This window comes from Stenotrophomonas indicatrix (assembly GCA_041545745.1).
GTDB classification, from domain to species: Bacteria; Pseudomonadota; Gammaproteobacteria; order Xanthomonadales; family Xanthomonadaceae; genus Stenotrophomonas; species Stenotrophomonas indicatrix_A.
Genome location: CP168152.1, coordinates 3,023,908 through 3,035,779, shown reverse-complemented (window position 1 = coordinate 3,035,779; position 11,872 = coordinate 3,023,908). Strand labels below are relative to the sequence as shown.

At 66.6% G+C, this 11,872-nt stretch carries 10 protein-coding genes; 5 read left to right on the top strand and 5 right to left on the bottom strand.

The window, feature by feature from the left end:
• Nucleotides 1-53: 53 nt before the first annotated feature.
• On the bottom strand, nt 54-1,181 hold the full coding sequence (locus ACEF39_RS13955; RefSeq protein WP_500285483.1) for an MFS transporter: 1,128 nt from the start codon (nt 1,179-1,181) through the stop codon (nt 54-56).
• 90 nt (nt 1,182-1,271) lie between these two features.
• Between ACEF39_RS13955 and ACEF39_RS13950 the strand changes: the two genes are divergently transcribed.
• A complete protein-coding gene (locus ACEF39_RS13950; RefSeq protein ID WP_500285482.1) occupies nt 1,272-2,060 on the top strand; it encodes an AraC family transcriptional regulator in 789 nt (262 codons plus the stop codon).
• Between the two features lie 64 nt (nt 2,061-2,124).
• On the opposite strand, the gene ACEF39_RS13945 is transcribed toward ACEF39_RS13950, so the two are convergent.
• From ACEF39_RS13945 to ACEF39_RS13930, 4 genes are read right to left on the bottom strand one after another with little or no spacing between them, the layout of a single operon-like run.
• Nucleotides 2,125-2,850, bottom strand: a complete 726-nt coding sequence (locus tag ACEF39_RS13945) for a hypothetical protein (RefSeq protein ID WP_500285481.1) — start codon at nt 2,848-2,850, stop codon at nt 2,125-2,127.
• A gap of 27 nt (nt 2,851-2,877) precedes the next feature.
• A complete protein-coding gene (locus tag ACEF39_RS13940; RefSeq protein ID WP_500285480.1) occupies nt 2,878-4,632 on the bottom strand; it encodes a pseudouridine synthase in 1,755 nt (584 codons plus the stop codon).
• Nucleotides 4,625-5,497, bottom strand: coding sequence for an SMC-Scp complex subunit ScpB (gene scpB / locus ACEF39_RS13935; RefSeq protein WP_500285479.1), 873 nt, complete (start codon nt 5,495-5,497; stop codon nt 4,625-4,627). The genes ACEF39_RS13940 and scpB overlap by 8 nt, the downstream gene beginning before the upstream one ends.
• 13 nt (nt 5,498-5,510) lie before the next feature.
• Nucleotides 5,511-6,416 carry a segregation and condensation protein A gene (locus ACEF39_RS13930; RefSeq protein ID WP_025876498.1) on the bottom strand — a complete coding sequence of 302 codons (906 nt, stop codon included), beginning with the start codon at nt 6,414-6,416 and terminating at the stop codon, nt 5,511-5,513.
• Between the two features lie 371 nt (nt 6,417-6,787).
• On the opposite strand from ACEF39_RS13930, the gene ACEF39_RS13925 reads away from it, so the two are divergent.
• From ACEF39_RS13925 to ACEF39_RS13910, 4 genes are all read left to right on the top strand, one after another.
• A complete protein-coding gene (locus tag ACEF39_RS13925) occupies nt 6,788-7,087 on the top strand; it encodes a YciI family protein (protein ID WP_500288025.1) in 300 nt (99 codons plus the stop codon).
• Nucleotides 7,084-7,359 carry a BolA family protein gene (locus tag ACEF39_RS13920; protein WP_500285478.1) on the top strand — a complete coding sequence of 92 codons (276 nt, stop codon included), beginning with the start codon at nt 7,084-7,086 and terminating at the stop codon, nt 7,357-7,359. Before ACEF39_RS13925 ends, ACEF39_RS13920 begins: the two co-directional genes overlap by 4 nt.
• A gap of 164 nt (nt 7,360-7,523) precedes the next feature.
• Complete coding sequence (locus ACEF39_RS13915) at nt 7,524-8,546, top strand: LacI family DNA-binding transcriptional regulator (RefSeq protein WP_500285477.1); 1,023 nt, start codon at nt 7,524-7,526, stop codon at nt 8,544-8,546.
• Nucleotides 8,547-8,622: 76 nt separating this feature from the next.
• Complete coding sequence (locus tag ACEF39_RS13910; RefSeq protein ID WP_500285476.1) at nt 8,623-11,679, top strand: TonB-dependent receptor; 3,057 nt, start codon at nt 8,623-8,625, stop codon at nt 11,677-11,679.
• Nucleotides 11,680-11,872: the final 193 nt, after the last annotated feature.

Sequence of the window (11,872 nt, the reverse complement as noted above, 5' to 3'; positions counted from 1 at the left end):
CTGCCGCGCGGTTTCCGGCAGTGGCGCACAGTGCAGGGCGTTTGCAGCAATTCCTAGGCCAGCGCGCTCCGCGGACGCAGCAACCACAGCGCCAGCAGTGCACAGGCGATGATGGATGGCGCCAGCATCTGCAGTGCGCCGACAACGGCCATCGCCGCGCCGATCAGCAGGTAGTAGAGCAGGCCGAACAGGGCGCCGGCACTGCCCAGGCAGTGTGCATAGCTGCGTAGTGCCTGCCCGAGCACGTTGGGGATGGCCAGGCCGAATCCCGCAACGACCGGCAGCATCGCCATCACCATGACCGGTTGCCCGCGCAGCAGCGCTGCAAGGACACCACCGGCCAGTACCAGCGATGCCGCGATGCGGATGCGCGTCAACGCAGGGACGCCGGCACGCAACAGGCGGCCATTGGCCCAGGCGCCCAACGCCGAACCCAGCGCCAGCACCGCACCGCTGGCGCCGAACCAGCTGGCCGGCCAGTGCAGGCGTGCGAACACGAACGGCCCCAGCGCGTACCAGCTGTACATGGCCACGTTGAAGGCCATGACCAGCAGCGCGTGCGACCAGATCCAACGGTCGCCCAGCAGTTGCCGCAGCAGGGGGCGCAGCGGTACGGGCGCGATCTGCGCGAGCCGGCTTTCACGCAGCCCGGTCACGCAGCCGAGCATCAGCAATGCAGCGATCAGCAGAAGGCCGGCCTGCACGCCGGCATAGCCATCGGCAGCGACCAACAGCGAACCCAGTGCCAGCCCGATCGTCGGGCTCAGCGCCAGCGCCATGCCAATCCAGGAGAACGCCTGCGCCAGCGCGGGCCCTTCAAGGTGGTCGCGCAGCACGGTCTGGGTCACCACCGAGGCGGCGGCGGCGCCCAGGGCGGCCAGCATCTGCGCAGCCAGCACCTGGCCGAACGTGCCGGCCGCCAATCCGGCCAGTGCCGCCAGCACGAAAACGGACAGGCCACCCAGAAGGGCGGGGCGACGGCCAACGCGGTCGGCCAGCCTTCCCCACAGCAGGACGCCCAGCGCGAACCCCAGCAGGTACAGGCTCATCGCCTGGCTGGCAGCGCTGGCCGGCAGGGTGAAGCGTTGCGCCAGATCGGCCAGCGCCGGGCTGTACAGGGTCTGCGCCAGCTGCGGAAACATTAGCAGCGCAATGGTGAGGGACAGCAGGCGAGGCGACATCGGCGCGCTCCGGAAACAGGGGCGCGCATTGTCGTGGCTATGCCGATGGCGCACCCTAGTGATTACGACAGTGAATGGATGAAATCGGACATGGCGTGGCTGCAGCCCGATGCTCGCTTCGATGCCGATGCCTGGAACGCACCGGTGATCGGTATCGCTGCCACGCTGGCCGAGCATGACTCCGGTTGGCACCAGCACGCACGTTCGCAACTGCTGTACACGCGCGCCGGTTGCACGCGGCTGACGTTCGGCGATCGCATCAGCCTGCTGCCGCCATCGCGCGCGGCGTGGATTCCGGGTGGTCTGCTGCACCGCGCGCAGATGCGACAGGCGGTGGACTATCGGTCGCTGTACTTCGATGCCACGCTGTCGGCGCAGTTGCCGCAGCAGCCAGCAATCATTGGTGTCGGTCCCCTGCTGCAGGCGCTGCTGGAGCCGATCGCGCAGGCGCCGTTCGCACATGACTGGCAAGCCCCGCGAGCGGGGCATCAACTGGCGCTGTGCGTGCTTGAGATTGCCGCTGCGCCGGTGGAGCCGATGGAGCTGCCATTGCCGCGTGACCCGCGCATCGCCCGCTGCCTGCCGGTGGCCGAGCAGCTGCCGCCCGAACTGGGCGAGCTGGCCCAGCGCAGCGGACTGAGCGTGCGTACGATCGGGCGCCTGATGCAACGCGATACCGGCATGGGCTACCAGGCGTGGCGCCAGCAATGGCGGTTGATGCGGGCGATGGAACTGCTGCTGCTCGGCCATCGTGTTGCGCACGTGGCGCTGGAACTTGGATTCTCGGCAGAGAGTCCGTTCATCGCCTTCTTCCGCAGCATGGTCGCGACCACGCCTGCTGCGTTCCAGCGCGCGGAAAGCGGTCGAGCGGCAGGGTGAGAGTGGGTTGGTCGCGGCTGAACGCGGGGAAGCGGGCGCACGGGCCCGGCTTCCGTCGCCGTGTCTACTGCTGGGCCATCAGCCAGGCCAATGTGCCGCGATGTGGTTCGGGCACGGTGCTGGACGCGGCATCGAGCAGCATCAGCGATGCCCAGCAGACGTCGGCAGCCGGTGCGGTGTCCATCCGCGGCAGTACCGCCATGGCACGCTCGCGCGTGCTTTCGTCAGCCATCGAGGCGAGCAGGGCCTCAGTCGCCTCGGCAATCTGCTGTTCACTGGCAGGGATTGCGGGTCGCTGTTCGAGCTCGGCGAGGCTGGCCTGGTAGCTCATCTCGAACCAGAAATCGATGTCCTGCGAAGGTCGCTTTTCCAGTTCGTTGAACAAGGTCCTGCCTACCTGCGCAATGTCCGACGCCGTGGTGGCGCGGGCGATCAGTGCGCATTTCTCTACCGGCATTCCGCGCAGCATTGCGGCCAGCAGCTGCGCACGCCGCTCCAGCATGGGGCGGGGCAGGCGGCCGATGCCATCCAGTGCAAGCTGTGCACCGGCGACAGCAGCCTTGTCCTTGCTGCCGGCCTGCTTGATGCGGGCGAGATAGCGCTCATCGACAATCAGCCGACGCAGCATGCGGTCGGCCGGATCGTGCAGGGCCGAAGATTTCGGCCAGGGATTCTGCGTGGCGGCGATTTCCTGCTTGAGCCGGTCGGCAGCGCGTTCGCAGCTGCCGACCAGCAACAGAGCCACCAGCACGGCGCCGATGCGGGCGCCGAGGGACAACATCCGTGTCATCGCTGTGTCCTTCATTGAACGTGGAGATCAGCCGCCGCGCGGGCCGCTGCGACGCGGGCCACCCGGGCCACGGTTGCCGCCGGGGCCACCCGGGCCGCGGTTGCCACCCGGACCGCCGGGACCACGGTTGCCGCCGGGGCCACCCGGGCCGCGATTGCCGCCCGGACCACCCGGACCACGGTTACCACCCGGACGTGCATTGGCATTGCCACCCGGGCGACCGTTGCCGGCCGGACGCGAGGTGCCGTACGGACTGAAGCCGGGATTGGCGTGGTCGGACGGGAAGCTCGGGGCATTGCCCGGATGGCCGTACGGGTGCTTGTTGCCCTGGCCCTGCGAGCGGTTGCCCGCACCGGCCGGACGACCCTGGCCGCCGGCGCCACCCGCGCCACCACGACCTTCACCACCGTAGCCACCACGACCTTCACCGGCGTAGCCACCACGACCTTCACCGGCGTAGCCGCCGCGACCCTGGCCGCCACCGGCGCCTGCGCCCGGGCCCTTCGGCTTGCCGTACGGACGGCCCTGGCCGCCTGCACCTGCGCCCGGACCACGGGCACCCGGGCCACGCGCGCCCGGACCGGCGTTGCGGTGGCCGCTCGGGCCGGTGCTGACGCCGTCAGGCACATACCAGGTACGGAATGCGGCCGGATTGCCTTCCGGCAGCGAGCGGTCGTTCTTCGGCGCGCGCTGCTTGAACGGGCGCTGCGACTGCTTGGCAGCAGCTTCACCGCTGACGGTCAGGCCGCCCTTGAAACCGCCACCGCCCTTGCCACCGCGACCGCGGCCGCGGTCTTCGCGCACGTTGTCGAAGCGACGCAGTTCGCGGCCTTCATCGGCGGTGTTGTGACCGTTTACGTAGGCGTTGCCGCGGCCACCTTCGCGCACGCGCACGGTGGTCTTGGCGGCACGACGCTGGCCGATCACCGGCTGCAGGGTCAGGGCCGACGGCGCGCCTTCTTCCAGCTTCAGTTCGGCACGCAGCGCTTCGACCTGGCTGCCCGGCAGTTCGACGGACTGGCCGCGGGCCAGTTCGCGCGGCAGGCTGACCTTGCCGTAGCGGGTGCGCTTGAGGCGGCTGACCTGGCAGCCCTGCGATTCCCACAGGCGACGCACTTCGCGGTTGCGGCCTTCCTTCACCACGACGCGGAACCAGTCGTGCGAATCGGTGCCGCCGATGCGTTCGATCTCATCGAACTTGGCCGGGCCATCTTCCAGCGCGACACCACGGGTGAGGCGGTCGACGACGGCGTCAGGCACCTTGTCCTCGCCTTCCGGGGCACGCACGCGCACCACGTACTCGCGCTCCACCTCGAACGAGGGGTGCATCATGGCGTTGGCCAGCTCACCGTCGGTGGTCGCCAGCAGCAGGCCGGTGGTGTTGATGTCCAGGCGGCCGACGGCGATCCAGCGGGCACCCTTCAGCGCCGGCAGGGATTCGAACACGGTCGGGCGACCTTCGGGGTCTTCACGGGTGGTTACTTCGCCTTCCGGCTTGTTGTAGACCAGCACGCGCGACGGCTCGGCCAGCGCGGTGGCGACGAAGCCGCGACCGTCGAGCTCGATCCTGTCGCCGCTCTTGACCGACATGCCGGTCTGCGCGACTTCACCGTTGACCTTGACCAGGCCTTCGGCGATGCGCTGTTCCAGCGCACGACGCGAGCCGAGGCCGGCCTGGGCCAGGACCTTGTGCAGGCGTTCTTCCAGCTTGAACTGTTCGGACGTGGCTTCGCGCTTGAGCGAAAGCTTGTTCAACGAGGGCTTGCGGGGGGTGTCACTCATCAGTTTTGCTCCGGCCGACGGTTTCGAGGTCGGCCTCTGGTTCGGAATCGGCTTGGTCAACAGCCACGGTCGTCTTCGCGACGGCGTTGTCTTCGCGTTCGTTCACTGTCACCGCGCGCTCGCCCGGCGCGGAATCGGGGTGCCCATCATCGGAGGGCGAAGGTGCTTGCTCATCGTCGGCCGCCGCAGGGAGTGCGTCGGCAGAATCGGGGGTGTCGCTGGCGGTGGTGCCGGTGTCGTCATTTGCAGCGGCGTCCGGGTCGGCGCTCACATCCGGGCCCTCGGCACTGGCGGCGAGGGGGGCGTCGCGATCCAGCGCCAGCTGCGGTTCCAGGTCGCCCAGGTCCTTCAGCTCGGAAAGGGGCGGCAGTTCGTCCAGACGTTTCAGCCCGAAGTAGTCCAGGAAGCCCTTGGTGGTGCCGAACAGCGCGGGCTTGCCGGGTACGTCGCGGTGGCCGACCACGCGGATCCACTCGCGCTCTTCCAGTGCCTGGATGATGTTGCTGCTGACCGCCACGCCGCGCACCTGCTCGATCTCGCCACGGGTGATCGGTTGCCGGTAGGCGATCAGCGCCAGCGTTTCCAGGGTGGCGCGGGTATAGCGGGTCTTGCGTTCGGTCCACAGCCGGCTGATCCAGCCATGTACTTCGGCGGTCACCTGGTAGCGGAAGCCGGAGGCCACCTCCACCAGTTCAACGCCGCGGTCCTGGCAGCCCTCGCGCAGCCGTTCCAGCGCACGTTCGATGCTGCCCGGCGGCGCCGGCTCATCTTCCGGGAACAGGTCCTTCAACTGGGCCAGGGTGAGCGGCTGGCTGGAGGCCAGCAGCGCACCTTCGACAATGCGGTTGATCAGCGTTTGATCCATCGGCAGTCAGCGCTCACTCGTTTTCATTGGCGGCGTCGTTGTCGTCGAATTCGCTGCTGAACTGCAGCGGGGCATTGGTATTGCCGGCGGCCAGGGACTTCACGTAGATCGGCGCCAGCGGTTCTTCCTGCACGAGGTCCAGCAGCTGTTCCTTGGCCAGTTCCAGCACGGCCAGGAACGTGACCAGCACGCCCAGCTTGCCTTCTTCGGCGGTGAACAGGTTTTCAAAACGATAGAACCTGCCGTCTTCAAGCCGCCCCAGCACTTCGCCCATGCGCTGCCGGACACTCAGCGCCTCGCGTTTGATCGCGTGGCCGGTGAACAGCTCGGCGCGCTTGAGCACGTCGTGCAGCGCCATCAGCATTTCCTTCAGGTCCACCGGCGGCGGCAGCTTCACTGCGGCGCGCTCGGGCATGAAGGCATGTGCCACGGTGGTGTCACGGTCCTGCCGGGGCAGGGCGTCGATATCTTCGGCGGCCTGCTTGAAGCGTTCGTACTCCTGCAGCCGTCGTACCAGCTCCGCACGCGGATCGGCCTCCTCGCCCTCCACGCTGGGGGGGCGGGGCAGCAGCATGCGCGACTTCACTTCCGCCAGGATCGCCGCCATCACCAGGTACTCGGCGGCGAGCTCGAAGCGCAGCTCGCGCATCACGGTGATGTATTCCACGTACTGCCGGGTGATCTCGGCCACGGGAATGTCCAGCACGTCCAGGTTCTGCCGGCGGATCAGGTACAGCAGCAGGTCCAGCGGCCCTTCAAAGGCATCCAGGATGACTTCCAGCGCATCCGGCGGTATGTACAGGTCCTGCGGAATCTGCAGGACCGGTTGCCCATGCACCACGGCCAGCGGCATTTCCTGCTGCTGGGGGGCGGGCGGCCGGGTTGGCGTGTTCGCGTCGAGCGCGAGTTCGGAAGTCATCTAATGGAGATCAGGATTGCAACGGACCAGTCGCGGTAGCTGGCACACCGGGCAACTGCCACGGACCGCCAGGACACCAGGCGCGCCTGTCTCGGCGCGGTTCCACACATCAAACAACAGGACGCTCCGCAGGACACGGCAGCGACAGGACTACGGGAGGTCGTCTACGGGGCCCGGTCGGTGGACCGGTTCGAAGCAGCAGGTCGGTCGTCGGGGGCTGCGTTGGCCGCAAAAACCGACGGGCTGCTGCATCCAGCCACGTGCAATGGTCCCTAGGGTAAGCCTTTGCCGCGCCAGTGTCCAGCCGAGGCCGGGCAGGGGGCGGGATTGGCTAGAATCGCTTCACCAGCAACGCGAGCGAGGAAATGCCGGTGTGGTATGTGATTGAAGGTTACGACGGCCAGGATGTGCTGGCCCAGCGGCTGCAGGCGCGGCCCGAGCACCTGGCGCGGTTGACCGCATTGCGCGATGAAGGTCGCCTGCTGCTGGCAGGGCCATGCCCGGCCATCGACAGCGAAGACCCGGGCCCGGCAGGGTTCAGCGGCTCGGTGGTGATTGCCGGCTTCGACTCGCTGCCGCAGGCCCAGGCCTGGGCCGATGCCGACCCCTACGTCGCCGCGGGCGTCTACGTGCGGGTGCAGGTGCGTCCGTTCCGCAAGGTGCTGCCGTGAACGCGAAACGGATCGAGCAGATTCGTGATGCGCTGCAGCAAGTGCTGGCCCCCAGCGTGCTTGAGATCGAAGACGACAGCCATCGCCATGCAGGCCACGCCGGAGCACGCGATGGTCGCGGCCATTTCAACGTGCACGTGGTCAGCGAACGCTTCGCGGGAATGGCACCGCTGGCCCGTCATCGCGCCGTCTACGCGGCCCTGGGCACGCTGATGGAAACCGACATCCACGCGTTGTCCATCCGCGCGCACACCCCGTCAGAGCAGGGCTGAAACCCTGTCCCGAGCTGTCCTGGCAGGTCCGTCGAGGGGCCTGCCAGGGACAGATTTCCGTGTCCGTTTAGGGACATTCGCCTAACGGACTGTTTACAAGCGCAGATGGAAACGCTTACATTCCGCGCCAATGCTGGTAGATCCAAGCCGTGGAGGGCGGCTTCGTGAACAAAGCAGCCATAACAATCAAAGACGTCGCCCGTGAAGCCAAGGTCTCTGTGGCCACCGTTTCGCGCGCGCTCAACGGGCATGAAAATGTCGCCGAACCGGTCCGCCAGCTTGTGCTGGAGGTGGCCGCACGGCTGCGTTACACCCCGCACGCCGCCGCCCGCAGCCTGAGCAGCCGCCGCACCAATACGGTGGGCGTGGTGCTTCCAGACCTGTACGGCGAATTCTTCTCCGAGCTGATGCGTGGCATCGACATCGTCGCCCGCAGCCGGCGCCAGCACCTGCTGGTGTCGAGCTATCACGGCGACCAGGAGCAGCAGGGCGCAGCCCTGCGTGCCATGCGCGGCCGGGTCGACGGTCTGCTGGTGCTCTCGCCCTATGCGGAGAGCCCGGGTTTCCTGACCGACAACCTGCCGCAGGCATTGCCGACGGTACTCATCAACACCTACCTGCCTGGGCAGGACCATCCGGTGTTGAGCATCGATGACCACGCCGGGGCGATGGCGATGACCCGCCATCTGCTCGACGCCGGCCATCGGCGCATTGCATTCATTTCTGGCCCGGACCTCAACTTCGACGCGCGTGAGCGCCTGCGCGGCTTCCGTGATGCGCTGGCGGCTTTTGGCAGTGGCGCCGAAGGTATCGAGTTGCCCGGTGATTTCGACGAAGCTTCCGGCCATCGCGCCGGTCAGGAGTTGCTGGCAGCCGGCACGCTGCCCGATGCCGTATTCGCCGCCAACGACATGATGGCCCTGGGGTGCCTGTATGCCTTCGCGCAGGCAGGTGTCCATGTGCCATCCGACGTCGCCCTGGCCGGTTTCGATGACATTCCGCTTGCGCGTTTCGTTCACCCGTCACTGACCACCATGCAGGTCAGCATTGCCGAACTGGGCGATCGGGCGATGTCGCGTTTGTTGCAGTTGATGGACGGCACCTCCACGGAAGGGGCAGGGGACAAGCAGACCCTGGTCCCGCGCCTGATTGTTCGCGATTCCACCACTCCGCCATCCGGCCATTGAAGCCAGAGGCGTTCCTTCTTTTTTGATTGATCGCAGGTGCCGCGCAAGCGGTCACCGCCACCCGGAGATTGAGTTGATGATGCATTCCACTATCCGCACGCCGGCGCGCCGGCTGCTGAGCACCGCACTGGTCAGCTGCCTGATGCTGGCCGCCGCCCCGAACGTCATGGCGCAGTCGGCCAACGCCAGCCTGCGTGGCCAGGTCTCCGGCGCGCAGGCTGGTGCCGAAGTCACCGCTACCAACGTCGCCACCGGCACCGTGCGTCGCGGCACCGTGCGCGCCGACGGCAGCTACTCGCTGATGGGCCTGGACCCGGGCACCTACAACGTCGTTGCCAACGGCCAGACCCAGAAGGTCACCGTCACCGTTGCCTCGACCTCGACGCTCAACTTCGCTGGCGCTGCCGCCGGTGGCACCGGTACGACCGCCGCCACCAACCTGGACACGGTCAACGTTGTTGCGCCGACCCTGCTGCAGGAAGTGCGCACTTCCGAAGTCGGCAAGACCGTCAGCCTGCAGCAGATCCAGACCACCCCGCAGGTGTCGCGCAACTTCCTGGAATTCGCCGACGCGGTGCCGGGCTTGATCTTCACCCGCGATGCCAAGGGCAACACCTCGCTGCGCGGCGGTGCTACCAATGCCGACGGTACCAACGTCTACATCGACGGCGTGGGCCAGAAAAGCTACGTCAAGGGTGGCGGCGTGGCCGGCCAGTCCGGCAGCGCCGGCAACCCGTTCCCGCAGCTGGCCATCGGCGAATACAAGGTCATCAGCGGCAACTACAAGGCCGAGTACGGCCAGGTGTCGAGCGCTGCAGTGACCGCTGCCACCAAGTCCGGTACCAATGAATTCAAGGGTGAGGCGTTCTACCGCTACACCGACGAGGACATGCGCGCCAAGACCCCGGCCGAGCGCCAGGGCGGCAAGGACAAGATGGTCTCGGCCGAGAAGGAATACGGCTTCGCCCTGGGTGGCCCGATCATCCAGGACAAGGCGCACTTCTTCGTGACCTATGAAGCCAAGCGCTTCGACCTGCCGGTCACCATCGCGCCGGACGGCGCGGTCACTGGTGCTGCCGGCCTGCTGCCGCCCGCGGGCGCCGCCGGCCTGGGCCCGGCCAGCCAGCCGTTCCAGCAGGACCTGATCTTCGGCAAGATCGACTTCGAGCCGACCGACAACGATCGCATCGAGCTGACCTTCCAGGACCGCGACGAAACCCAGTCGCAGTTCAGTGGCCAGACCTCGCCGGAAGCCGGTCGTGAAGTGGTCAACACCGACCGTCGTTACGCCCTGCGCTGGAACCACAGCGGCGAGCGTTACTACAACGAAATGATGGTCACCCATGAAGATTCGTTCAACAACCCGACCCCGCTGACCCTGGCCAACGGCATCACCTACACCGCACCGGACGGCACCGAAGACCGCACCGTGGTGAAGATCGGTGGCGCATCGGCACTGGATTCGCAGGTGAAGGGCCAGAAGGGCTGGTCGATCGAAGACAACCTGACCTTGGATGGCATCCAGTGGGCCGGTGACCACACCATCAAGATGGGCGTGAAGTACAAGGCGATCGACCTGTACGCCTCCGATGCGGCGCAGATCAACCCGACCTTCACCTACAGCCTGGGCGATCCGGACTTCCCCGATTCCATTCCGTACAAGGCGCAGTTCGTCAAGCCGGTGACCGGCGTGGACGGCGTGTCCGGTGAAGTGCGTTCGAAGTCCAAGCAGTATGGCGTGTTCATCCAGGACGACTGGCAGGTCAACGACCATCTGCAGCTGAACATTGGCCTGCGTTGGGACTACGAAAAGACCCCGACCTACCTGGACTTCGTCACCCCGCAGGCCGTGGTCGACGCGATCTATTCGCAGGATCCGCGCGGCCCCGCCGGCCAGACCTACGCCGATTCGCTGGCGCTGGGCGGTCTGGACATCAGCGACTACATCAGCAACGGCCACAACCGCAAGGCATTCAAGGATGCCTGGCAGCCGCGCCTGGGCTTCTCGTATGACATCAACGCCGACGAGCAGCACGTGATCCACGGTGGTGCCGGCCGTTCCTACGACCGCGACCTGTTCGACAACCTGCAGCTGGAAACCACCAAACTGGCCCTGCCGCAGCCGACCGTGTACTTCCGCAACCCGGCCACCGGCACCTGCATCAACGGCCAGGCCGCCTGCTATGACTGGAACCCGAACCTGCTCAACGGCATCGGCAACCTGCAGTCGCTGGTCGGTTCGACCAGCAATGCGGGCCTGGAAGTCGATCTGTTGAACAACAAGCTGAAGGCTCCGTACTCGGATCAGTTCAGCCTGGGCATGAGCAACCAGATCGGTGACTGGCTGACCGACGCCACCATCGCCCGCACGCTGAGCTACGACGGCTTCGCCTTCACCCTGGGCAACCGCTATCCGACCGGCCAGTTCTTCGATGACCCGCGCCTGTGCGGCGGCACCGACCCGGGCCTGAGCCAGGCCTGGAGCTGCAACGTGCCGGGCTTCGGCAGCCTGATCATCGGCCAGCAGGGCATCAAGACCCGCGCTACCCAGATCCTGCTGTCGGCGCAGAAGCCGTTCACCCAGGAAAGCGGCTGGGGCACCTCGATCGCCTACACCTGGACGACCGCGCGCCACAATCGCGACATCAACGAGAAGTACGCCTTTGACCGCGGCCTGATCGGCGACTACCCGACCATCCGTTCCAACGGCGCGCCGCGCCACCGCCTGGTGGTCACCGGTTCGTACGCGGGCTTCTGGGGCATCACTTTCGGCGGCAAGATCACCCTGGCCACCCCGACCGCTGTCAACGACTGGTACCCGGTGCCGCAGGCCAGTGGCTACAACCTGCCGACACCGCAGGCTGCTGTGCCCAACGCCAATGGCAAGTTCCTGCTGGGTGGCAAGATCTTCGGCTACCGTTCGGTCGATCTGCAGGCGACGAAGACGTTCAAGCTGGCGGGCGATACCGAGCTGTACGCGCGTATCGACATCATCAACGTGTTCAACTTCGACAACTTCTCCACCTACAACTACGTCAAGAGCAACGGCAAGCTGCAGGCCAGCTACAACGAGACCGGCGAGATCATTGGTACGCCGCGTCAGGTCAAGGCCGAAGTGGGCTTCCGCTTCTGATCACAGGCAATTGATGCAACATGGTGCCGCCGGTTCGCCAGCGGCACCGGCAATGGCCGGCCCCCGGGCCGGTCCATTGCCCACGCCATTGCCAGACAGGGGGGCAATGGCGTGGGCAATGATCGCGGTGTCACCGGCCACGTTTCCGTGGTTTTTTTAGACCGCACTTTGTAAACGATTTCAGGTCATTGGA